The sequence below is a fragment of the Bradyrhizobium sp. WSM4872 genome, assembly GCF_055811715.1.
In genome coordinates this window covers 33,440-54,344 of the sequence record NZ_JBVVPT010000032.1, presented here as the reverse complement: position 1 = coordinate 54,344, position 20,905 = coordinate 33,440, and the positions used below count along the sequence as shown (strand labels likewise).

At 63.3% G+C, this 20,905-nt stretch carries 22 protein-coding genes; 18 read left to right on the top strand and 4 right to left on the bottom strand.

The features are described 5' to 3' along the window. The first annotated feature begins 125 nt into the window (after positions 1–125). On the top strand, positions 126–908 hold the full coding sequence (locus tag AC0L3C_RS30455; protein WP_473409778.1) for a Crp/Fnr family transcriptional regulator: 783 nt from the start codon (positions 126–128) through the stop codon (positions 906–908). Here AC0L3C_RS30455 and AC0L3C_RS30450 read toward each other — a convergent pair. Together AC0L3C_RS30450 and AC0L3C_RS30445 are read right to left on the bottom strand one after the other, a co-directional pair. Beyond that, positions 883–1,800, bottom strand: a complete 918-nt coding sequence (locus tag AC0L3C_RS30450; RefSeq protein WP_473409777.1) for a glycosyltransferase family protein — start codon at positions 1,798–1,800, stop codon at positions 883–885. The genes AC0L3C_RS30455 and AC0L3C_RS30450 overlap by 26 nt on opposite strands. 38 nt (positions 1,801–1,838) lie before the next feature. Continuing rightward, positions 1,839–2,126 (bottom strand): hypothetical protein, encoded by a 288-nt coding sequence (locus tag AC0L3C_RS30445; RefSeq protein WP_473260158.1) that lies wholly within the window; start codon positions 2,124–2,126, stop codon positions 1,839–1,841. A gap of 370 nt (positions 2,127–2,496) precedes the next feature. On the opposite strand from AC0L3C_RS30445, the gene AC0L3C_RS30440 reads away from it, so the two are divergent. The 15 genes from AC0L3C_RS30440 (at position 2,497) to AC0L3C_RS30370 (ending at position 18,195) form a co-directional block, all read left to right on the top strand. After that, a complete protein-coding gene (locus AC0L3C_RS30440) occupies positions 2,497–3,597 on the top strand; it encodes an inositol-3-phosphate synthase (protein WP_473280021.1) in 1,101 nt (366 codons plus the stop codon). Further along, the gene (locus AC0L3C_RS30435; RefSeq protein WP_473409776.1) at positions 3,597–4,196 is read left to right on the top strand and encodes a histidine phosphatase family protein; all 600 of its coding nucleotides are present in this window, start codon (positions 3,597–3,599) and stop codon (positions 4,194–4,196) included. Before AC0L3C_RS30440 ends, AC0L3C_RS30435 begins: the two co-directional genes overlap by 1 nt. After that, complete coding sequence (locus tag AC0L3C_RS30430) at positions 4,193–5,296, top strand: CgeB family protein (protein WP_473260166.1); 1,104 nt, start codon at positions 4,193–4,195, stop codon at positions 5,294–5,296. Before AC0L3C_RS30435 ends, AC0L3C_RS30430 begins: the two co-directional genes overlap by 4 nt. Positions 5,297–5,298: 2 nt before the next feature. Then, positions 5,299–6,108, top strand: a complete 810-nt coding sequence (locus AC0L3C_RS30425) for a nucleotidyltransferase family protein (RefSeq protein WP_473409775.1) — start codon at positions 5,299–5,301, stop codon at positions 6,106–6,108. Further along, entirely contained in the window at positions 6,105–6,872 is a 768-nt protein-coding gene (locus AC0L3C_RS30420) for a TIGR04290 family methyltransferase (protein ID WP_085348979.1), read from the top strand. Before AC0L3C_RS30425 ends, AC0L3C_RS30420 begins: the two co-directional genes overlap by 4 nt. Continuing rightward, positions 6,869–7,822, top strand: a complete 954-nt coding sequence (locus tag AC0L3C_RS30415; protein ID WP_473260171.1) for a glycoside hydrolase 5 family protein — start codon at positions 6,869–6,871, stop codon at positions 7,820–7,822. The genes AC0L3C_RS30420 and AC0L3C_RS30415 overlap by 4 nt, the downstream gene beginning before the upstream one ends. Continuing rightward, complete coding sequence (locus tag AC0L3C_RS30410) at positions 7,810–9,015, top strand: phosphopentomutase (protein ID WP_473409774.1); 1,206 nt, start codon at positions 7,810–7,812, stop codon at positions 9,013–9,015. The genes AC0L3C_RS30415 and AC0L3C_RS30410 overlap by 13 nt, the downstream gene beginning before the upstream one ends. A 208-nt stretch (positions 9,016–9,223) precedes the next feature. Beyond that, positions 9,224–10,336: an NAD-dependent epimerase/dehydratase family protein gene (locus tag AC0L3C_RS30405; protein WP_473280010.1), complete on the top strand. Its 1,113-nt coding sequence runs from the start codon at positions 9,224–9,226 to the stop codon at positions 10,334–10,336. Continuing rightward, positions 10,336–11,400: a GDP-mannose 4,6-dehydratase gene (locus AC0L3C_RS30400; protein WP_473280008.1), complete on the top strand. Its 1,065-nt coding sequence runs from the start codon at positions 10,336–10,338 to the stop codon at positions 11,398–11,400. Before AC0L3C_RS30405 ends, AC0L3C_RS30400 begins: the two co-directional genes overlap by 1 nt. Then, positions 11,397–12,683, top strand: coding sequence for a TIGR04295 family B12-binding domain-containing radical SAM protein (locus AC0L3C_RS30395; RefSeq protein WP_473409773.1), 1,287 nt, complete (start codon positions 11,397–11,399; stop codon positions 12,681–12,683). The genes AC0L3C_RS30400 and AC0L3C_RS30395 overlap by 4 nt, the downstream gene beginning before the upstream one ends. Further along, positions 12,680–13,783 (top strand): glycosyltransferase family 4 protein, encoded by a 1,104-nt coding sequence (locus AC0L3C_RS30390; protein ID WP_473409772.1) that lies wholly within the window; start codon positions 12,680–12,682, stop codon positions 13,781–13,783. The genes AC0L3C_RS30395 and AC0L3C_RS30390 overlap by 4 nt, the downstream gene beginning before the upstream one ends. Next, positions 13,780–14,910 carry a CgeB family protein gene (locus tag AC0L3C_RS30385; RefSeq protein WP_473409771.1) on the top strand — a complete coding sequence of 377 codons (1,131 nt, stop codon included), beginning with the start codon at positions 13,780–13,782 and terminating at the stop codon, positions 14,908–14,910. Before AC0L3C_RS30390 ends, AC0L3C_RS30385 begins: the two co-directional genes overlap by 4 nt. Continuing rightward, the gene (locus AC0L3C_RS30380) at positions 14,907–15,995 is read left to right on the top strand and encodes a CgeB family protein (protein WP_473409770.1); all 1,089 of its coding nucleotides are present in this window, start codon (positions 14,907–14,909) and stop codon (positions 15,993–15,995) included. Before AC0L3C_RS30385 ends, AC0L3C_RS30380 begins: the two co-directional genes overlap by 4 nt. Continuing rightward, on the top strand, positions 15,992–17,116 hold the full coding sequence (locus AC0L3C_RS30375) for a CgeB family protein (RefSeq protein WP_473409769.1): 1,125 nt from the start codon (positions 15,992–15,994) through the stop codon (positions 17,114–17,116). Before AC0L3C_RS30380 ends, AC0L3C_RS30375 begins: the two co-directional genes overlap by 4 nt. Positions 17,117–17,127: 11 nt before the next feature. Next, complete coding sequence (locus AC0L3C_RS30370) at positions 17,128–18,195, top strand: UDP-glucuronic acid decarboxylase family protein (protein WP_473260191.1); 1,068 nt, start codon at positions 17,128–17,130, stop codon at positions 18,193–18,195. A 34-nt stretch (positions 18,196–18,229) separates the two neighbouring features. Here AC0L3C_RS30370 and AC0L3C_RS30365 read toward each other — a convergent pair whose 3' ends face one another. Together AC0L3C_RS30365 and AC0L3C_RS30360 are read right to left on the bottom strand one after the other, a co-directional pair. Continuing rightward, entirely contained in the window at positions 18,230–18,490 is a 261-nt protein-coding gene (locus tag AC0L3C_RS30365) for a hypothetical protein (protein WP_473409768.1), read from the bottom strand. A gap of 133 nt (positions 18,491–18,623) precedes the next feature. Then, positions 18,624–19,121: a ferritin-like domain-containing protein gene (locus AC0L3C_RS30360; RefSeq protein ID WP_473260195.1), complete on the bottom strand. Its 498-nt coding sequence runs from the start codon at positions 19,119–19,121 to the stop codon at positions 18,624–18,626. Between the two features lie 245 nt (positions 19,122–19,366). Between AC0L3C_RS30360 and AC0L3C_RS30355 the strand changes: the two genes are divergently transcribed. Further along, a complete protein-coding gene (locus AC0L3C_RS30355) occupies positions 19,367–19,969 on the top strand; it encodes a NuoB/complex I 20 kDa subunit family protein (RefSeq protein ID WP_473409767.1) in 603 nt (200 codons plus the stop codon). Positions 19,970–19,998: 29 nt separating this feature from the next. After that, the gene (locus AC0L3C_RS30350) at positions 19,999–20,868 is read left to right on the top strand and encodes an MBL fold metallo-hydrolase (protein WP_473260199.1); all 870 of its coding nucleotides are present in this window, start codon (positions 19,999–20,001) and stop codon (positions 20,866–20,868) included. The last annotated feature ends 37 nt before the right edge of the window (positions 20,869–20,905 follow it).

Sequence of the window (20,905 nt, the reverse complement as noted above, 5' to 3'; positions counted from 1 at the left end):
CGAGTTCCGGGCGCATGCTGGGCAGACAAACAATGACCCGCATGGAGTGAAACTATCAAAGTTTAATGCGCTCTGTCGTTCTCATCGATCAGATTGGGGACGGGTTCTGAGTTGTTAGGCGACCAATGCAGGCAGGATTTGCGTTCTCCAAGCTCGCCGACCGGTTGGCGAGCCTCACTCCCGTAACGGCCGACGATCTCCACCTGCTCGCGGACATGGCAAGCACAATCGCGCATCTCAGTTCGCGCCAGGCCGTTTTGCGGCATGGCGATGATGCCACCCAGTGCTGTCTGCTCCTCCAGGGATATCTGTCCTGGCAGGATGCAGAGAGTGCGGACGGGCAGATCACGTCAATCCATGTTCCCGGTGACATCGCTGATCTACACACGCTTTATCGTCCTCGCGTTGACGGCAACCTGATCGCGCTTGGCCCTGCCATCGTCGCTCTCGTGCCACACCGCTTCTTTCACGAGCTGTCCGCGCGTTCGCCCGCGATGTCTCGCGCATTGCTGCTGATGCTGCTCACCAGCCACGCCATTCAGCGCAACTGGACGGTGAACCTGGGCAGCCGTGATGCATTGACGCGCGTGGCGCATCTGCTGTGCGAGATCACCACCCGCCTGCAAAGTGTCGGCTTGGCGCGAGATCTCAGGCTGCCGTCACCCTTTACCCAATCGGATCTTGCGGCAGCATGCAGCATCTCCCCGGTCCACGCCAACCGCACGATTCAGGAACTGCGACGATGCAATCTCCTGCAATGGCAGGGTAAGACGGTAACGATCACGGACTGGCCGGGACTCGTGCGGCTCGCAAGATTCGATCCGACTTACCTGGGCATTCCGTCCAGCCGCGACGATGCGTCGGCCACGCGTCTCAGGCCACTTACTGCGGACCTTGCGCTCGCTTGAGCCTCTCTCGGGCGACACCTTGGAGGCTTGCGGAGCGTGCAATCAGGGCCTCCCGCGCCTCCCCAATGACGTCATCCCAATTGCCTGGTGTCCTCTGATGAAACAACCGCAGGCTTGGATACCAAGGGGAATGGGACTCGGATGACGGCCAGCGCCAGTCGCAATCCCCATGCAACAAGACCCACGCGTCACCGCCGAGGGCTCCCGCGAGATGGGCCACCATGGTGTCGACGCAAATGAGCAGATCGAGCCGCTGGAGCAGATGACCGAGAACCGTAATGTCAGGCGTACTGACGTCCTTCGCGCCGATCTCGGCCAGTTCGCGCGTTCCGGCCCCGCGTTGCAGCGAGTAGAGCGTCACGCCGGGAACGGCAAGATGCCCCAACAAGGACGGCGGGACCGTCCTTCGCTTGTCCCAGTTGCCGACCTCCCAAACCAGGCCGACGGCAAGACCTTGTGGCAGTGGTAGCTCGATCGCCGGCGGCAGCGATACGTAAGGTGCACGCATCTCGACGTGCTCCCGCCTCGCCCTTATGGCATGCGGCACCTCCATGATCTCGATATCGACCTCGAAGTCGATGTCAGGTGGACCGTCGTGGAGCGCAAAGGCACGATCGACGCCGGCCGCTCGCTCAACCAGCGACAGAAGCTCGCTCTGGCACCACACAGTGATGCTGCGCGCAAGATCGCGGAGCGGTCGCATGAAGCGCAGGAACTGGATGGTGTCGCCGAGCCCGTGGTAGCAGCGGACCAGCACATCCTTGCCCCTCAGCTCCTCGCCGCGCCAGATCCGCTGGAGATGACGCGGGCCGGTGTGCTTGGGTGGATACGCAAGCATCGTCAGGTCGCGATCGCTGATCGTCCAGGCGCGTTCGAAGTCGCCTGCCCGCATCGCCTCCGTCCAACCGCCTGACACCCGCGGTGATCCGATCAACGACGCACGAATTTGTGAAAGCGACTCACCTTGCCGTCCTTGGTGCGGTCCTGGTGAAGGAACGCAATGCCGGTCTCGTCGAACTTGGCAAAGAATTCGTCCCAACTGATCCGGTCGAGACCTTCGTCGGGCGGATCGAAATCGATGCGCAGGATGCCGGCGTGTCCGTCCTCCTCGGTAGCCTTGACCGTCGCGGGCTTTCCGCCGCGCTCCTCCGCCCATTTCCGGATCACGTCATGGCTGGTGGTCTGCTGGGCTTCGCTGGTTTGTGATTTTGACGACATGTGACACCTCGATCGCTGACAAGGAGCGAGCGACGGATCGGCCCTCGCGTCAGACTGTTTCGCCGTGAACGCCGGGCGCGAGGATTTGTTCTTTCGTAGATCGGACTCTCTCAAAGCATCATCTTCTTCATCTTCATCATGGAAGCTTTTCGTTCCCGCCAAAATGCCCGGGATTCTATCCCAGGTTAAGCGGGCGAAATTTTTTTGGCCGGAATCCGACGTGAGGCGGACATAGTGCCGTGAGTTCAGGAACGAACATACGTTCCTCACGTTCGCCGACGTACTTACGTCAACACTGTAAGCTTTCAAAACTGTACGTCTTCAACACTGCATGCCTTAACGCTGCACGTCTTCCGGAGGGCCTAGATCCATGCATTCTCGTCTTCAGGACAGGCGGCGCGTGCGCGTCGGCATCGTCGGTGTCGGCAATTGTGCGAGCTCCTTCGTTCAGGGGCTCTCCTACTACCGGGACGCCAAATCGAATGAGCCGGTGCCTGGGCTGATGAACGCCGATCTCGGCGGCTACCACATCAGCGACATTCAGGTCGCGTCGGCCTTTGACGTCCATGCCGGTAAGGTCGGACGCGACGTGGCCGAGGCTATCTTCGCAGCGCCGAACAACACGCACCGCTTCTCCGACGTTGCGCCCACCGGCGTCGTGGTCCAACGCGGCCCGGTCATGGACGGCGTCGGCCATTATCTCAAGGACGACGTCCCGATTGCGGATGTTCCGGAAGCGGACGTCTCCGAAGTGCTCGCGACGTCGCGCACGGACGTGCTTGTGTCCTATCTTCCCGTCGGCTCGCAGCGCGCGAGCGAATTTTACGCCGCGCGCGCGATCGAGGCCGGCTGCGGCTACGTCAATTGCATCCCGGTCTTCATTGCCTCAAATCCCGACTGGCGGCGGCGTTTCGAGGATGCAGGTCTGCCGATCATCGGCGACGACATCAAAAGCCAGGTCGGCGCCACCATTCTGCACCGTGTGCTCGCCAATCTCTTCCGCGAACGCGGCGTGCGGCTGGACAGAACCTACCAGCTGAATGTCGGCGGCAACACCGATTTCAAGAACATGCTCGAGCGCGAAAGGCTGACATCAAAAAAGATCTCCAAAACCCAGGCCGTGACCAGCCAGTTCGACGTGCCCATGGATGCCGACAATATCCATGTCGGCCCGAGTGACCATGTGCCGTGGCTGACCGACCGCAAGCTGGCCTTTATCCGCCTGGAGGGCACGACGTTCGGCGGTGTGCCCTTGAGCGCGGAAGTCAAGCTCGAGGTCTGGGACTCCCCGAACTCGGCGGGTGTCGTAATCGACGCGGTCCGCTGCGCCAAGCTTGCCATGGACCGCGGGCAGGCCGGCGCGCTGACGGGCCCCTCGAGTTATTTCATGAAGTCGCCGCCTCAGCAGTTCACGGACGAGGAGGCCGGGCGACGGACCCGCGCCTTCATCGACGACAAGGCGTACACCTGATGGCGAAGATCATTCATCTGATCCGCCATGGGCATCATGCCCTGCTCGGCCGCACGCTCTGCGGCCGGATGAAGGGCGTAGAACTCGATGATCTCGGCTGCGAGGAAATCGCGCGATGCGCCGATACCTTCACGCCGCCGCCGAGCATGGTGCAGTCGAGCCCGCAGCGGCGCTGCATGCAGTCGGCCTGTATCCTGGCGGCGCATTTCGGCTTGCCGGTCGAGATCGTGCCGGCACTCGACGAGCTCGACTACGGCGAATGGACCGGACTGTCGTTCGAGGCGCTCGCCCGGGACCTCCGATGGTCGCGCTGGAACGAACAACGCGGAACGAACCGTCCGCCGGGCGGCGAAAGCATGCGATCGCTCCAGAAGCGCGTCGTCGCCCATCTGGAGCAGCTGCGCAATGATCATAGTAGCGGCACCGTCGTCGTCGCCGTCAGCCATGCCGAACCGATCCGCGCGGCGCTGCTGCACTATTCCCGGAAAGAGCTCGACGACTTCCTCTCGATCGAGATCGACCCCGGCAGCGTCAGCACCCTCAGCGTGGACAATCGCGGACTCAAGATCACCGGGATCAATCAGCGGGTGCCAGCGTGAAGATCGTCATTTTCGGCCTGACAATTTCCTCGTCCTGGGGCAACGGTCACGCCACCTTGTGGCGAGGGCTTTGCAAGCATCTCGCGCGAGCCGGCCACAGCGTTGTCTTTTTCGAGCGCGACGTGCCCTACTACGCCGGCGCGCGGGATTTGCACGAACTGCCCGGCGGCCAATTGCGACTGTTTACGAACTGGGACGATGTGTTTCCTTCGGCGCGCAGCGACATTCGCGATGCCGATGTCGCGATCGTGACCTCCTATTGTCCCGACGCGATCGCCGCGACGGAGCTCGTCCTGTCCGAGGGGCGCGCGGTGCCCGTGTTCTACGATCTCGACACGCCGGTCACGCTGGCGAAGCTGATGGCCGGCGAGGCCGTTCCCTATATCGGAGCGCGCGGCTTGCGGGATTTCGCGCTGGTCCTGAGCTTCACCGGCGGTTCCCGCATCTGCAACGAATTTCGCGACAGGCTCGGCGCCTGGAATGTCCGCCCGCTCTACGGCCATGTCGATACGGACATCCATCGGCCCGTGCCGTCGCGGCCGCATTACCGTGCGGATCTGTCCTATCTCGGCACATATTCGCAGGATCGCCAGCGCGCGCTCGAGGCTCTGTTCGTCGAACCCGCACGTAACAGGCAGGATCGCCGTTTCCTGATCGGGGGTGCACAATACCCGGAAGATTTTCCCTGGTCGCCAAACATCTACTTCGTGCAGCACTTGCCGCCGTCGGAGCACGCGTCGTTCTTTGCGTCGTCCCGGCTGACACTCAACGTGACGCGCCGGGCCATGGCGGAGATGGGCTGGTGCCCCTCCGGCCGCCTGTTCGAAGCTGCTGCCTGCAAGGCCCCGCTCCTCAGCGACGACTGGCCGGGACTCGATGAATTCTTTGTACCCGGCCAGGAAATCCTGATCGCACGCGATGCGAAGGACACGCTTGCTGCGTTGACGATGGCCGACGCCGAACTTCAGCACATCGCCGGGCGCGCATACGAACGGACCATGGATCAGCACACATCCGACAAGCGTGCAGCCGAACTGATTTCGCTGCTCGAGCAGACGGCATCCCTCGGCGCGCGCCGACAGCAACCCGAGGAGGCCTGATCATGTGGGGCATCGTTCCGGCCGCGGGCCGCGGCAGCCGCATCCAGCCGCTCGCCTTCTCCAAGGAGTTGCTTCCGGTCGGAAGCCAACGCGACGACGGCATCGACCGTCCGTGCGCGGTCTCGGAATATCTGCTGGAGCGGCTGATCCTTGGGGGGGCCGACAAGATCTGCTTCGTGATCTCCCCCGGCAAATCGGACATCCTCGAATATTTCGGCGATCATTATGGCAGCGCCCAGCTCGCCTATGTCGTGCAGCCCGATGCGTCGGGGCTCTGCGATGCCGTGTTCAGGGCGGGCACTGTGGTCGGCCACGACGAAGACATCCTGGTCGGACTTCCGGACACGGTCTGGTTCCCCAAGGCGGCCTTGCAGGCATTGCCGCCCGCTGACCTGTCGTTTCTGCTGTTTCCGGTTGAACACCCCGAGTTCTTCGATGCCGTCGTGCTCGATGGCGATCGCGTCACGGAGATCCAGGTCAAGCGGCCGGATGCGGCGTCGAAATGGATATGGGGCGCCTTCAAGATGTCCGGCAACGGATTTCGCGAGCTCCAGTCGCTGTGGACGAAGCGCGAGCGCCGGGATGAATATTTCGGGACACTCGTCAATGCCTACATCGCGGCCGGCGGCCAGGGTCTCGGCGTCAAGGCTGGCGAATCCTATGTCGACGTCGGCACCATCGACGGCTACCGGACGGCAATGGCGTTGCTCGCGGAAAGCTCCGCCGGGAACGGACGCTTTCGACTGCTGGCCGGCGGTTCGCCGGAGGCAGCCCGCCCGGCCCAAGCAATGAACAATGGAGTGACCGCATGAGCAGAGGCGCCCTCTCCCGCGAGGAAATCCGCCAGCGCGTCGATGCGCTCGGGCCATGGTTTCACAACCTGGACCTGAACGGCGTGCCGACAGCGCCTTCACACTTTCTCGGCGACTATCCCAACGTGAAATGGCGCCGCTTCTCCGGAATCATCCCGGACCGTCTCGAAGGCAAGACCGTGCTCGATATCGGCTGCAATGCCGGATTCTACGCCATGGAGATGAAGCGGCGCGGCGCCGAGCGCGTCCTTGGCCTGGACACCGACGATGAATATCTCGCGCAAGCCCGCTTCGCGGCCGAGGTGAACGGGCTCAGGATCGAGTTCCGCAAGATGTCAGCCTATGATGTCGGACAGCTGCGCGAAAAGTTCGATCTCGTGATCTTCATGGGGGTGCTCTACCACTTGCGGCACCCTCTACTGGCACTCGACCTGATCCACGAGCACGTTGCCGGCGATCTCCTGCTGTTCCAGTCGATGCAGCGCGGCGACAGCCGCGTGGATTCCCTCGACAAGAACTACGACTTCTGGACCACCGATCAGTTCGATTCCCCGGGCTATCCAAAGCTGCACTTCATCGAGAACAAATATGCTGACGACCCCACGAATTGGTGGGTGCCGAACCGCGCCTGCGCCGAAGCCATGCTGCGCAGCGCTGGCTTTGCGATTGCCGCGCATCCGGAAGAGGAAGTCTATCTCTGCAAGCGGGTGACAAGGCCGCAGGCGGAAGGTCCGGTTTATCCGTCGCGGGAGACCGGTCGATGATCGAAGCCGCCAAGATCTGGAACGAGCCCAACAACAAGTCGCACTGGGACATCCTGATCGATCCGGATTGGGCCATGTTCGCGAGCCTGGCGCTCGCTGCCGGAAAGGCGATCCGCAGCGCGCATCCCACACTTCCGCGCGTGCTCGGCGGCATGTCGCCAATCGATCCGTCCTTCCTGCGCAACATGCAGGCTCGCGGCGTGCTCGATCATGTCGATGCCGTGGCCGTGCACGGCTTTCCGCTGGACTGGAACTTGTGGCAGATCGCGGAATGGCCGGTGAAGCTCGACGAGATCAAGGCGGTCACCCCGCTGCCGGTCTGGGTCACTGAGGTGGGAGTCTCGTCCTTCGGTGCCGAGGAGGTGCAGGCCTGGGGACTGACGCGGACCGCCGAGCTGTTGACTGGCCGGGCGCCGCGAATTCACTGGTACAGCCTGTACGATCTTCCTTCGAGCTGGGAGGCGACCACGCGGCACAAGGAAGCTGAAGGCTCCTCCTACTACCGGCATTTCCACATGGGGCTGCTGCGCGAGGACGGCACGCCGAAAGCTGCCGCGGGCCTGTTCAGCCAATATGCACCTGCGATGGGCTTGTGCCAGTGGTTTCACTTCGAGGACCACCGCCTCAATGACGCCGTGCGCTGGATGCGCCGGCTCGGGGTGCAGCATCTCAGGACCGGCTTGTCCTGGGCCGACAGCTTCCGTCCCAATGCGCTCGCCTGGTTCGATCGGCAGATGGACGCGCTGGCCGAGTTTCAGGTTACGGTGACCTTCTGCTTCACCCCAGAACATCGGGGTATCGAGCCTCATCACACCAGCCCGCCCCTCGACGTGAACGAGTTCGCGGATTTCTGCGCACAGATGGTCGAACGCTATTGCGCGAAAACCGGGCTCGCGCCGTCCGCAGCGTCTTCGCGCCCGGCCATCTCGGAGCCGACATGCGTGCCCTGATCCTGGTGATGGACTCCGTCGGGATCGGCGCCGCGCCCGATGCCATCAACTACGGCGACGAGGGTGCCGATACCGTCGGCCACATTGCTGACATGTGCATGGCCGGCACTGCCGACGGACCAAGCCGGGAGGGGCCGCTTCGGCTTCCCAATCTGGTTGCGCTCGGCCTGGGCCAGGCTTGCCGTCTCGCCACTGGGCGCGTACCGCCGGGGCTCGATGGCCGTCCTGAGCATGCGCGATTTGGCTGCGCGAGCGAGATCTCCAAAGGCAAGGACACGCCATCCGGTCATTGGGAGATCGCCGGCGTGCCGGTGCCATTCGACTGGGGCTATTTTCCAAGAACCAAGCCGTGTTTCCCGCGCGACCTGGTGGAGAGCCTGTGCGAACAGGCTCGATTGCCCGGCATCCTCGGGAACTGTCACGCCTCCGGCACAGAGATCATCGCCGAATTCGGCGAGCGTCACGTCAGGACGGGCGAACCGATCTGCTATACATCGGCCGACAGCGTGTTTCAGATCGCAGCGCACGAAGAGACGTTCGGACTCGAACGCCTCTATGAGGTCTGCCGCATTGCCCGCCGACTGATCGATCCCCTCAACATCGGGCGCGTCATCGCACGTCCCTTCATCGGCACGTCCGCAGGTGACTTCAAGCGGACAGCGCACAGGAAGGACTTTTCCGTTCCGCCGCCGGAGTGGACAATCCTCGATCTTGCCGAAAGCGCAGGCCGTGACATCGTCACGATCGGCAAGATCGACGACATCTTCGCCCATCGCGGGACCGGGAGGAACCTGCGCGGCGATGGCAACCAGGCGCTGTTCGATGCCACGCTCGATGGGCTGGCCTCTCTTGCAGAGGGCGGGATCTTGTTCGCAAATTTTATCGATTTCGACACGCTGTACGGCCATCGCCGAGATGTCGGGGGCTATGCAGCGGCACTCGAAACCTTCGATGCGCGCGTTCCGGATCTGCTGAATCGCCTGCGCGAGGATGATTTCCTGATCATCACGGCCGATCATGGTTGCGACCCGACCTGGAGCGGTACCGATCACACCCGGGAACAAGTGCCGATTTTGGCGTGGAGCGCGCGGTCAACTTCTCCGGTCGGCAAGCGCACCGGGTTTGCGGACATCGGCGCGACGGTCGCGAGCCATCTCGAACTGCAGGCGCCGGCTCACGGCGTGCATTTTTAGCTCGCTGCATCGGCGGATTCACCTGGGTTATTGATCCAGGTTAGAGAAATTTTCGTTTGTAGGTTTCGCAGGAACGAACATTCCTTGCATCGCTTCTACTCCCAAATGTGACTGGCGCGCCGGTCGCCCGACCAGAACAGCAGCGCGCTTTCATTCTCATCACGGATTGATCCCGCAGGATCGATCTCACGGCGGCACGGAGCGGTGAATGACGCGAGTATTGATCACTGGAGGCGCGGGATTCATCGGATCGCATGCAGCCGACGCTCTGCTGGCGGCGGGCTATGAAGTCCGCCTGCTCGACAATCTCTCGCCGCAGGTCCACGGAGGCAACCGCCAGCGTCCCGCCTATCTTGCCAAAGACGCGGAGCTCGTCGTCGGTGACGTCACCGACGCTCTCGCGGTCGATCATGCGTTGCGCGGCACCGACATGGTCCTGCATCTCGCATCAGCAGTCGGCGTCGGCCAGAGCATGTACGACATCGAACCCTATGTCAGGACCAACGAGCTCGGCACCGCCGTGCTGCTGCAGGCACTATCCAGGCGCCCGGTCGCGCGGCTCGTGGTTGCCTCGTCCATGAGCATTTACGGCGAAGGCCTTTACCGGAGCGCCGATCAGAGCGTGGTCGCCTGCGAGGAGCGGGCGGTCGAGCAGCTTCGCCGCGGCGATTGGGAGCTGCGCGACGCCGCCGGCAACCCGCTCGATCCCATCCCTACGCCGGAGACAAAGCAGCCTTCGCTGAGCTCGATCTATGCGCTCAATAAATATGCGCAGGAGCGCATGTGCCTGATCACAGGCAAGGCCTATGGCATCCCGACGGTGGCGCTACGCTTCTTCAATGCGTTCGGGCCACGTCAGGCCCTGTCTAATCCGTATACCGGCGTGCTGGCCATCTTTGCCGCCCGGCTGCTCAACGGCCGCCCACCCCTCGTCTTCGAGGACGGCCGGCAGCGCCGCGACTTCGTCCATGTCCATGACGTCGCCCGCGCCTGCCGGATGGCGCTCGAGGCGGAGCACGCGCAGGACGTCTTCAACGTCGGCTCGGGCCAGAGTCGCACCATCCTGTCCGTCGCGGAGGATCTCGCCGAAGTCATGGGGCGCCGCGACATTGCGCCCGAGCTGACGCGAAAATATCGCGCTGGAGATATCCGCCACTGCTTCGCCGACATGGGAAAATCCCGAGACGTGCTCGGCTTCGAGCCTCGCGTCGCATTCAGGGATGGGCTCGAAGAGCTGGCGGAATATCTCGCCGACCAGATCGCTGACGATCAGGCGGAGCGAGCCACCAGGGAGCTGCTGCAACGAGGATTAGTTGCGTGATGAGTGAACGAGACAACAGACCCGTCCTGATCACCGGCGGATGCGGGTTCATCGGCTGCAACCTCGCCGACCGACTCGCGGAGCGCGGCGAGCCGGTGCTGATCCTGGATAATCTCGCCCGCGCCGGCGTGCGGGAGAATGCGCAGTGGCTGAAGTCCCGGCATGGCGACCGGGTCACAATCACCGTGGCCGACATTCGCGAGCCGATCCCGGTGATCGACGCCGTACGCGAAGCCCGCGCCGTGCTGCACTTGGCCGCCCAGGTCGCCGTCACCGACAGCGTGAGCGATCCGGCCGCCGATTTCGAGATCAACGCGCGGGGCACATTGAACGTGCTCGAAGCCGTGCGCCTCCACAACAACGCCGCGCCGATCGTATTCGCCTCGACCAACAAGGTCTACGGACGCCTGATCGACGATGGCGACATCGCGCTCACCGGCCGCCGCTACACGCCGACAAGCGGCCTGCTGGCCTCCGGCATCTCGGAAAATGCACGGCTCGACTTCTACAGCCCCTATGGATGCTCCAAGGGAACGGCGGATCAATACGTCCATGATTATGCGCGGGTCTACGGCCTCCAGACCGTGGTGATGCGCATGAGCTGCATCTATGGGCCCCGTCAATTCGGCACCGAGGATCAGGGCTGGATCGCGCATTTCCTGCTGAGCGCCATCCGCAGCAAAGAGCTGACGATCTATGGCGACGGCCATCAGGTCCGCGATGCGCTTCACGTCTCCGACGCGGCCTCGGCCTGGCTCGCCGTGCTCGATGGCATCGCGCTCGCCCGTGGACGCGTATTCAATCTCGGCGGCGGTCCGGCCAACGCAATCAGTCTGCTGGAATTGATCGACCGCATCACCGATCTGACCGGCCGCAAGGTGGCCTATCGCTTTGCCGATTGGAGGCCCGGGGATCAGCCCTGGTACGTCACCGACACGCGCGCACTCTCCAGCGCGCTCGGCTGGGCCCCTCAAATTTCATTCGCAGACGGCCTCCGATCCCTTCACAGCTGGCTCGACGGCAGGTTCGGATCGTCACAAGGCAACCGCGAGGCGCTGGCATGACGCGTGTTGCCCTCATCAACCCGAACTGGGACTTTGGCGGCAGCATCTATTTCGGCTGTCGATCCCCTCACCTTCCACTCGAACTCGGGATCACCGAGCATTATTTGAAGGCGGCCGGGCACAAGACGCTGCTGCTCGACGCCCACATGTTCGACCTTTCTCTCGGCGATGTCGAAGCCGAGCTGCGCGCGTTCGGCCCCGACCAGATCGTCATCACGACGGCGCCGACCTATCTGTTCTGGCGCTGCGCCCCTCCCGAACTCCGCGTTCCCCAGGAGCTCGCGATGGCGGTGCGCGACTTGGCTCCGATCCTCATCGCGGTGGGCCCCCATGGCTCGACTGTGCCAAGGGCCGCGCTTCGAAAGCTCGGCACCGACATCGTCGTGATGGGCGAGTGCGAAGCCTCCTTGCTGCGTCTTGCCAATGGCGAACGGGACTTTCCGGGCCTGTGCTTCGCCGATGGCGCATCGGTCCGCGTCAATGGCGGCCCGCAGGCGGTCGCATTCAAGGATCAGCCGCCGCTCGATTGGCCGGAGGAGATGATCCGGCGGCATCACCATCACCACCACCGTTTCGAAGCCGAGCCACAGGCGCCTGGCGCCGAGGTCGAGTCGTCCAGGGGATGTCCGTACAATTGCACGTTCTGCGCCAAGGAGAACTTCCGCAACGCCTACCGCAAGCGGCCTGCCTCCATCGTTCTCGAAGAGATCGATGGCCTGCGTGAGCACGGCATCGAATATGTCTATTTCATCGACGAAATTTTCCTTCCAAACGTGGAACTGCTGGAAGGGCTGACCACACGCGGGCTGAAATTCGGAGTGCAGACCCGCATCGATCTCTGGAAGCCGGACATGCTGGCTCTGCTCGGCCGCGCCGGCTGCGTCTCGATTGAAGCCGGCATCGAGAGCCTCACGGTCGAGGGCCGCGCCGCGCTCGCCAAGAACTGCAAGATGACGACCGACCAGCTTGCCGAACGGCTGGTCCAAGCGCGCCGTCACGTTCCGTTCGTGCAGGCCAATTTGATCGAAGTCCCCGAGGACGAGGACCCCGTCGTGCAGCGCTGGCGCCGCACCATGCAGGATGCCGGCATCTGGGCCAACGATCCGGTCCCGCTGTATCCTTATCCCGGCTCGCCGGATTATCGAAAGCTTTGGGGCGAGCCCGACGATTTCGCCTGGGAGCGCGCACACCGGCACTATCTCGCGATGTTCGACCAGTTCAGCGACGTGCAGAACGACCGCCCGGTCCCGCTCGAGACTCTCGAACTGCAGGTGGCATCATGAGCCGCAGCTCGCAGCTCAGGATCCTGATGACGACCGATACCGTCGGAGGCGTCTGGACCTACTCGTCTTCTCTTGCTTCGTCTCTTGCAGCGAAGGGCGCCGACGTCTCCCTGGTGACGATGGGTCCGCGCGCGCGGGCCGGCCAGCTTGAGATGCTACGTGGCTCGCGGGTCCGCCTGATCGAAACGGACCTTGCACTCGAATGGCAGGATCCGGAAGGACAAGATCTGTCCCAGGCCAGGCGCGTCCTTGCGAAGCTCGAAGCCGGAATCAGGCCTGACGTCGTTCACCTCAATAGTTTTCGCGAGGCGGCCTTCGCCTGGCGCGCTCCGGTGGTGGTCGTCGCCCACTCCTGCGTCAACTCCTGGGGGCTCGCCTGCCGCGATACGAGCTGGCTCGGCGAACCGAAATGGCGCGGCTACACCGAACGGGTGACCGCCGCACTCGACACCGCACAGGCCTGGGTCTGTCCTAGCCAGTCCTTCCACGATGACATAGCGGAAATCTACCGGCCTCGCTCGCGCGGCATCGTGATCTGGAATGGAATTGGCCCTCAGGGCCTCGCGGGACGGAAGCAAGACATGATCTTTGCGGCGGGCCGGCTGTGGGACCGCGCCAAGAACATCGAGGTCCTGGCGGCTGCGGCGCCTGGGCTGGACTGGCCCGTTCGGGTCGCCGGGCCGGCGGACGAGTGCCCTTCGGCTTCCGTCACCTGGCTCGGGCAGTTGTCTCACGAAGCCATGCGCGCGCACTTGCAGCACGCCGCCATCTTCGCCAGCCCCGCGCTCTATGAGCCGTTCGGCCTCTCCGTTCTGGAAGCCGCGGCGGCGGGATGCGCCCTCGTCCTGTCCGACATTCCCACCTTCAGGGAATTGTGGAGCGGGGCCGCGCTGTTCGTCGATCCCACCGACAGCAAGGCGCTGCATCGAGCACTCGCAAGCCTGTGCACCGACGATCACGAGCGGGTGCGGCTGCAACGTGCCGCCTTTGAGCAGTCCCTGACCTACTCGCTGACCCGGACCACGAGCGCCTATCTCAGCCTCTACGAGGAGATGCTTGCCGTCCATCACGCGCCCGCCCCCATGGAGGTACGCGCATGAAATGCGTTCTGTTCTACCACGCGTTCACCTCCTGCTGGAACAACGGCAACGCCCATTTCCTGCGCGGCTACGCCCGCGAGCTTCACGCGCTCGGCCATGAGGTCGTCGTGTTCGAGCCGATCGACGGCTGGAGCCGACTAAATGCGATCAAAGAGGGTGGCAGTCAGACGATGGAGGATATTCCAACGCTGTTTCCCGGCATCGGCATCCGCCGCTACGACGCCTCCCTTGATCTCGACGAGGCGTTGCACGCCGCCGATCTCGTCATCGTCCACGAATGGAATTCGCCCGATCTGATCGCGGACATCGGATCGAAACGGGCTCAAGGCGCTCCCTTCACGCTGCTGTTCCACGACACCCATCATCGCGCCGTCAGCGCACCGGACGAGCTTGCGCAGTTCGACCTCGACGGCTTCGACGGTGTGCTCGCCTTCGGCGAGGTCCTTCGTCAAATCTATCTGAAGCTCGGCTGGGCCGACCGGGCCTTCACTTGGCACGAGGCGGCCGACGTCGCCCTGTACCATCCGCTGCCGCATGTCGAGCGCACCGACGATGTCGTCTGGATCGGCAATTGGGGCGACGGCGAACGCAGCACCGAGCTCAACGAATTTCTGGTCGAACCCGTGGCCGAGCTGAAGCTGCGCGCGGGGGTCTATGGCGTCCGCTATTCGGACGCGGCGCTCGACACCATTCAGGCGGCAGGCATTCGGTATGGCGGCTGGCTGCCCGCACACTGGGCTCCCATTGCTTTCGCCGGCGCACGCGCGACTGTCCACGTTCCCCGCGGCCCCTATGTCCGGTTGCTTCCGGGCATTCCGACCATTCGCGTCTTCGAGGCGATGGCGTGCGGCATTCCACTGGTCTCGGCCCCCTGGTCAGACGCCGACAGTCTGTTCCCGGAAGGTGCCTATCTCAGCGCCTCCGACGGTACCGAAATGAAGCGGGCGCTTCGTGCGCTACTCGATGACCGGGAATTATGGTCGGCCACGGTGGAGACCGGACTGCGGACGATCAAGGAGCGTCACACCTGCCGTCACCGGGCGGAGCAGCTAGTCGGCATCGTGCAGGACCTCCGGGCCACAGGCCACGCGACACAGCCCCTGCGATACATCGGAGCCTCCGCATGAAGATCTGCTTCTTCGGATCCAGCCTCGTCTCGTCCTACTGGAACGGTGCCGCCACCTATTACCGCGGCATGCTGAAGGAGATTGCGGCGCTCGGCCACGACGTCACATTCTACGAGCCCGATGCCTTCGAGCGTCAGGCCCATCGCGACATCGACGATCCCGACTGGGCGAAGGTGGTCGTCTACGCCGCGACGCCTGAGGGCTGGCGAAGTTCGCTTGAGGAAGCTGCCCGCTCGGCCGACATGCTGGTCAAAGCCAGCGGCGTCGGCGTCTTCGATCAGGAGCTGGAGAACGCGGTCGCCGAGATTCCGTCGAATGCAATGCGCATCTATTGGGACGTCGATGCCCCTGCGACGCTGGAGTCGGTGGCGGACAATCCAGAACATCATCTGCGCCATGCGATCCGGTCCTACGACATGGTTTTGACCTATGGCGGCGGCGATGCCGTCGTATCCGCTTATCGCGGCATCGGCGCGCAGGACTGCGTGCCGATCTACAATGCGCTCGACCCCGCCACGCACTTTCCGGCGCCGCCCAATCCGCACTTCACCTGCGATCTGAGCTTGCTGGCAAACCGCCTGCCCGACCGCGAGCAGCGCGTCGAGCGGTTCTTTCTCGATGTCGCACGCCAATTGCCGGACAAGACGTTCGTGCTCGGCGGATCGGGTTGGGATTCCAAAGACACGCCAGCCAATCTGCATAAGGTCGGGCATGTCGGGACCGGCGACCACAACGCGTTCTTCGGCTCCGGTCTGGCGACGCTGAACGTCAATCGCGACAGCATGGCGCGCTACGGCTTCTCGCCGCCAACACGCGTGTTCGAAGCCATCGGCGCCGGAGCCTGCCTGATCACCGACCAGTGGGACGGCATCGATCATTTTCTCGAGCCAGATCGCGAGGTGCTAGTGGCCGCGAACGGGGCGGAGGTCGCAGCGCATCTTGCCGCCCTGCGCCCCGACCGGGCTCAGGCCATCGCAGCGCGCGCTCGTGCGCGCATTCTGAGCCATCACACCTACCGGCAGCGCGCGCGCCAGTTCAACGATCTCTTTGCCGCAAGCAGTTCGCGAATCGAGGCAGCAGAATGAACCTCAATATCGTCGTCGTCGGTCTTTCGGTTACTTCGTCCTGGGGCAACGGTCATGCCACGACCTATCGCGCCCTGATCGAAGCCCTGGCACGACGAGGTCACCAGGTCACATTTCTCGAACGCGACGTCCCCTGGTATCGCGAGCATCGTGATCTTGCCAGGCCTTCCGCTTGGACTGTCGAGCTTTACCAATCCTTGAAGGACATCCCGCAGCGTTTCGGAAAGATGATCCGCGACGCCGATCTGGTGGTCATCGGCTCCTATGTGCCCGACGGCATCGCGATCTCCGAATGGATCACGACCCACGCCCGGGGGATTACCGCCTTCTACGACATCGACACACCGGTCACGCTTGCCAAGCTCGAGCAGGGCCTGGACTATCTTTCCGCGGCGATGATCCCGCGCTTCGACCTTTACCTGTCTTTTGCCGGCGGCCCAGTGCCCGGCATAATCGAGGAGAACTATGGCAGTCCGCTGGCTCGGGTGTTGTATTGCAGTGCCGACACCGACATTTACGCGCCGCAACGCGCGGAGAAGAAGTGGGCACTGGGCTATCTCGGGACCTATAGCGAGGACCGGCAACCGGTTCTGGAGCAGTTGCTGCTCGCCCCTGCTCGCACTCTGTCACGCGAGCAATTCGTCGTCGCGGGCGCGCAATATCCCGATGAGGTGGTCTGGCCCACCAATGTCGCCCGGATCGAGCACCTCACGCCCAAACATCATCCGACATTTTATGCAGAGCAACGCTTTACGCTAAACGCCACCCGCGCCGACATGCGCGCGCTCGGCTTCTCGCCCAGCGTTCGGCTGTTCGAAGCGGCCGCGTGCGGCACGCCCGTGATCTCGGACCGGTGGCCTGGAATCGAGACCGTCTTCGAGCCTTCCCGGGAAATCCTGCTCGCATCGAGCCCCCGCGACGTCGTGGAGATCCTGCGCGACATGCCCGAGGAGCAAAGGCGCACGATCGCGGAAAACGCTCGGCGCCGCGTTCTGGCCGACCACACCTCCGAACATCGCGCCCGGCAGGTGGAGACCTACTACGCCGAGGCATCGGTGCGTCGCCGCCGGAAAGCCCCGCAACTTCCCGCCTCGCGTCCCATGCAGGTCGCTCAAATCTGAAAGGCAGCACCATGACACTTCAGACCCGCATCAACGCGTCCCGCCGCTCCCCCACTGTTCTGGTGGCCGGCGGCGCCGGCTTCATCGGATCCCACCTCTGCGACGCGCTTCTGCAGCGCGGCCACACGGTGATCTGCCTCGACAACCTGTTTACGGGAAGGATCGACAACATCCGGCCGCTGCTCAATCATCCGAATTTTCGCTTCATCGAACATGATGTGCGCGATCCCGTCGAGATCGAGGGTGACGTCGACCGGATCTACAGTCTCGCCTGCCCGGCGTCGCCCCGTCACTATCAGAAAGATCCGGTCGGCACGATGAAGACCTGCGTGCTCGGCACCATCAACATGCTGGAGCTCGCGCAACGGAAAGGCGCCCGGGTCCTGCAGGCATCGACCAGCGAGGTCTACGGCGATCCGGAGGTCCATCCCCAGCCGGAATCTTATCTCGGCAACGTCAATCCCATCGGGCCCCGGGCCTGCTACGACGAGGGCAAGCGGGCCGCGGAAACGCTGATGTTCGACTACCATCGCATGTACGGGGTTGAAATCAAGGTCGCGCGCATCTTCAACACCTACGGACCCCGGATGCTGGAGAATGACGGGCGCGTGGTCTCCAACTTCATCGTGCAGGCGCTTCGCGGAGAGCCGATCACGATCTATGGAGGTGGCACGCAGACCAGGAGCTTCTGCTTCGTCGACGATCTCGTGCGCGGCCTCCAGCTGCTCATGGAGAGTCCATCATCGGTCACCGGACCCTGCAATCTGGGTAATCCGCACGAGGTCACGATCGAGGATATTGCGCGCGACGTGCTGGCGTATACGGAGTCAGCCTCCCCGCTCCGGTTCGAGGAGCTGCCGAAAGATGATCCGAAGCGCCGCAAGCCCGTCATTGATACGGCCGTGAAGGCGTTGGGGTGGCGCCCGCGCGTGGCGCTCAAGGATGGTCTTCACGCGACTATCGCCTATTTCGCCATGCGCATGGCCGGGGAAGCGCCGGCACTCGTTCCGGCCATTGCACCGCGCAGGAGCGGACGTACCGGGGCACGCGGCCAGCTGACGATCGCCGATCGGCAGTAAACGGTAGAAAGAGCCCACAAACCCGTGCGAGCCCTCATGCCCGTGAAGCAGCCGCGCCTCGGACCGGCTTGCAGAGGTTCTCGAGATGGTACTGGTATTCGGAGATGGCGCGATTGGCCATCCGGATCCGGTTTTCCTGGCCTTCCTCGACCATCATGGTGATGCGCTGGGCCAGAAATACGCACGCCTCGAACTCATCGTGGATCGCCCCGCTGCGGGCGAGAAAGTCCCATGCGATCTCATAGGCCTGTTCGGCAGCAGGACTGCGATAGTCGCTGAAGATGATGTGCGCCATGACAGCAAAACGTGGATGAGAGGGTTTCGGTCCTGCGCGTCCATATGAGAGCGCAGGCAGACTCAGCGGGCGAACCCGCCGGTCTCGCACCAGTGGGGACCGGCGGTCTCGCCGCGATGGCGATGGAGTGCGATCAGGCCGCCTGGCGCTGATGCGCCAGATATTCCATTGTTACCTTCTCGACGTTCGAGTCGATCCAGGCGGCCATACGCTGCTCCTCCTTCAGCGATGTCTCGAGCGGATCCTTGGCCTCCGCGAACCCAGCGGCGCCGCAGAGGGCGAGCAGAGACTTGTAGGCAGCGATCTCGAAATTCTCGAAGGCATTGTTGGCGAAAGTGTTCTTGAGGATCTCGTCGCCGGCAACCGAGTGTGCCATGGCTTGCATGTTCGCCATCATGGATTGCGTCGTGTCCTTGAGGCTGGAGGTACTCTCGCCGCAGGCTTCCAGGCATCTCTCCAACCGCTTCAGCTGCTCGTTGGTCTCCTGAAGGTGAGCGGCAACCTTGGCCTTGACCTCGGGATATTCGTCCAGTCGCTCCGACTGACGCTCCATCAGCTCCCGCGCCTGCACTTCCATCGCATGCGCATTGCGTAGTCCGACCACGAATGTCTCGCGGGCTGCGTTCGTCATCTCATGTTCTCCATTTCACGGGCCATGTTGCCGCCAACCGCAGTTTCGGCGGATCGTTCCTAGGGGGTGATGAGTGAGGCGAACGCTGGGTTCCGGCCGCCGGACCCGAAGCTAACCTGCGATAACAGAACACAAATCGCCCAACCGCCGGAGGAACGCCGCATGCGAATGACTGTTCTCGGCAACGTGTGGTCGCATCAACGTGTGGTCGCATCGCCAAAAGGCCGCAGCGCTCAGGGACAAGAATGACAGACAGCTCTCCGCACGCCAGCAACTCAGTCCCTTCGCTTGGCCGGCCTGGACTTGGCAGGCCGGGATCTGGCCGGCCGGGTGAGGGCCAGCCGGACAACGCTTCCGATCCGTTCTTCATGAGCATCCGCGATGATCTTGCGGACAAGGGCTTCTTCACGGCGACCGCGGAGGAGCTGATCACCTGGGCCCGAACCGGGTCGCTGATGTGGATGACATTCGGGCTCGCCTGCTGCGCGGTCGAGATGATGCAGATGTCGATGCCGCGCTACGACGCCGAACGCTTCGGATTCGCCCCGCGCGCGTCGCCACGCCAGTCGGACGTGATCATCGTCGCGGGCACACTCACCAACAAAATGGCGCCGGCGTTTCGCAAGATTTACGACCAGATGCCTGAGCCGCGCTACGTGATCTCGATGGGGTCGTGCGCCAACGGCGGTGGTTACTACCACTATTCGTATTCGGTCGTGCGCGGCTGCGATCGTGTCGTGCCTGTCGATATTTACGTGCCCGGTTGCCCGCCGACCGCGGAGGCGCTGCTGTACGGCGTGATGCTGCTTCAGAAGAAGATCCGGCGCATCGGCACGATCGAGCGCTAGAGAGCTGACCAAATCGGACTTGAATGGACATGACGCAGATCCCGCTTCCCTCTTCCGCCGACGCGGAGCACGCGCAATCCGACATCGATCGCAACGACAACACGCGGCAGATCGTCGCTGACGTTGCCTATCGTCAGCTTGCGATCGTCAACGTCATCTTCGTCGGTTTCGAAAACGCCGGTGACGGCAATTGGGTGCTGGTGGACGCCGGCATTCCCGGATCGGCTGGCGCCATCCGCTCCGCCGCGAAAGCCAGATTTGGAGGAAGCGGCCGGCCCGCCTGCATCATCATGACGCATGGGCATTTCGATCACGTCGGCGCGCTCGAAACGCTGGCGAATGAATGGGAGGTGCCGGTTTATGCCCATGCGGCCGAGCATCCCTATCTTGACGGAAGCCTATCCTATCCGTCGGCCGATCCCAGCGTCGGTGGCGGGCTGCTCGCTTCTCTCTCTCCGCTATTTCCGACAAAGCCGGTGAACGTCGCATCGCGCCTCTATGATTTATCCTTTGATCACGGTGTGCCCTTCATGCCGGAATGGCAGTGGATCCATACGCCCGGCCATACCCCCGGGCATATCTCGCTCTGGCGCGAACGCGACCGCGTGCTGATCGCCGGCGACGCCTTCATAACGACACGGCAGGAATCCGTTTATGCCGCGGTGACGCAAACGCCGGAGATGCACGGGCCCCCGATGTATTTCACCCCCGATTGGGAAAGCGCCAAGAGATCGGTGCGCGCACTTGCCGCGCTCGCTCCAGAGATCGTCGTCACCGGGCACGGCGCGGCCATGCAGGGGCCGCAGATGCGCGTGGCTCTCGATGCTCTCGCCAAACGGTTCGACGAAGTTGCCGTGCCTTCGCAATACCGACGCGGAGTCGTCGACGACAGAGCTTGATCACGCTGCACGGTTAGGAACGGTGGATGCTTCACAT

Coding starts and splice junctions, on each gene's coding strand:
- AC0L3C_RS30435 (WP_473409776.1), top strand. CDS start 3,597: ATGGCGAAGATCATTCATCTGATCCGCCATGGGCATCATGCCCTGCTC.
- AC0L3C_RS30370 (WP_473260191.1), top strand. CDS start 17,128: ATGACACTTCAGACCCGCATCAACGCGTCCCGCCGCTCCCCCACTGTT.
- AC0L3C_RS30350 (WP_473260199.1), top strand. CDS start 19,999: ATGACGCAGATCCCGCTTCCCTCTTCCGCCGACGCGGAGCACGCGCAA.
- AC0L3C_RS30445 (WP_473260158.1), bottom strand. CDS start 2,126: ATGTCGTCAAAATCACAAACCAGCGAAGCCCAGCAGACCACCAGCCAT.
- AC0L3C_RS30405 (WP_473280010.1), top strand. CDS start 9,224: ATGACGCGAGTATTGATCACTGGAGGCGCGGGATTCATCGGATCGCAT.
- AC0L3C_RS30380 (WP_473409770.1), top strand. CDS start 14,907: ATGAAGATCTGCTTCTTCGGATCCAGCCTCGTCTCGTCCTACTGGAAC.
- AC0L3C_RS30365 (WP_473409768.1), bottom strand. CDS start 18,490: ATGGCGCACATCATCTTCAGCGACTATCGCAGTCCTGCTGCCGAACAG.
- AC0L3C_RS30390 (WP_473409772.1), top strand. CDS start 12,680: ATGAGCCGCAGCTCGCAGCTCAGGATCCTGATGACGACCGATACCGTC.
- AC0L3C_RS30385 (WP_473409771.1), top strand. CDS start 13,780: ATGAAATGCGTTCTGTTCTACCACGCGTTCACCTCCTGCTGGAACAAC.
- AC0L3C_RS30400 (WP_473280008.1), top strand. CDS start 10,336: ATGAGTGAACGAGACAACAGACCCGTCCTGATCACCGGCGGATGCGGG.
- AC0L3C_RS30360 (WP_473260195.1), bottom strand. CDS start 19,121: ATGACGAACGCAGCCCGCGAGACATTCGTGGTCGGACTACGCAATGCG.
- AC0L3C_RS30375 (WP_473409769.1), top strand. CDS start 15,992: ATGAACCTCAATATCGTCGTCGTCGGTCTTTCGGTTACTTCGTCCTGG.
- AC0L3C_RS30455 (WP_473409778.1), top strand. CDS start 126: ATGCAGGCAGGATTTGCGTTCTCCAAGCTCGCCGACCGGTTGGCGAGC.
- AC0L3C_RS30395 (WP_473409773.1), top strand. CDS start 11,397: ATGACGCGTGTTGCCCTCATCAACCCGAACTGGGACTTTGGCGGCAGC.
- AC0L3C_RS30415 (WP_473260171.1), top strand. CDS start 6,869: ATGATCGAAGCCGCCAAGATCTGGAACGAGCCCAACAACAAGTCGCAC.
- AC0L3C_RS30420 (WP_085348979.1), top strand. CDS start 6,105: ATGAGCAGAGGCGCCCTCTCCCGCGAGGAAATCCGCCAGCGCGTCGAT.
- AC0L3C_RS30440 (WP_473280021.1), top strand. CDS start 2,497: ATGCATTCTCGTCTTCAGGACAGGCGGCGCGTGCGCGTCGGCATCGTC.
- AC0L3C_RS30355 (WP_473409767.1), top strand. CDS start 19,367: ATGACAGACAGCTCTCCGCACGCCAGCAACTCAGTCCCTTCGCTTGGC.
- AC0L3C_RS30425 (WP_473409775.1), top strand. CDS start 5,299: ATGTGGGGCATCGTTCCGGCCGCGGGCCGCGGCAGCCGCATCCAGCCG.
- AC0L3C_RS30410 (WP_473409774.1), top strand. CDS start 7,810: ATGCGTGCCCTGATCCTGGTGATGGACTCCGTCGGGATCGGCGCCGCG.
- AC0L3C_RS30450 (WP_473409777.1), bottom strand. CDS start 1,800: ATGCGGGCAGGCGACTTCGAACGCGCCTGGACGATCAGCGATCGCGAC.